Genomic DNA, 378 nt, shown 5'->3' on the forward strand with positions numbered 1-378 from the left:
GGTCTCCTCGAGCACCCGGATCGACATCGCCCGCAGGTAGTCCAGCGTCGAATCGTAGCCCCGCTCGTCGAGCCACTGCTTGGCCTCCGGCCACCGCTCCTCCGGCCGGTCACCCAGGGTGAACAGGGCCTCCTTGCAGCCCAATTCGGCGCCCTGCCGGGCGATCTCGAGGACCTCGTCCGGCTCCAGTGACCAAGGTGCACCGCGACAAGGTCGCCTCCTACATCGACGCCGGCGAGGCCGCTGGAGCGACGATTGTCGTCGACGGCCGGCAGGTGCAGGCCGACGGCGGCAAGGACGGATTCTGGCTCGGCCCCACCCTGATCGACCACGTCACCACCGACATGTCCGTCTACACCGACGAAATCTTCGGACCCG

2 pseudogenes are annotated in these 378 nt (G+C 68.3%); one reads left to right on the forward strand and one right to left on the reverse strand.

Annotation, left to right across the window (positions count from 1 at the left end):
- Positions 1 to 189: pseudogene (locus P3H15_RS55250) on the reverse strand (hypothetical protein); the annotation flags it as partial.
- Between P3H15_RS55250 and P3H15_RS55255 the strand changes: the two are divergent.
- A pseudogene (locus tag P3H15_RS55255) lies at positions 189 to 378 on the forward strand (aldehyde dehydrogenase family protein); the annotation flags it as partial. The pseudogenes P3H15_RS55250 and P3H15_RS55255 sit on opposite strands and share 1 nt — an antisense overlap.

It is taken from the genome of Rhodococcus sp. T2V (assembly GCF_029269925.1).
Lineage (GTDB): Bacteria > Actinomycetota > Actinomycetes > Mycobacteriales > Mycobacteriaceae > Rhodococcus_F > Rhodococcus_F koreensis.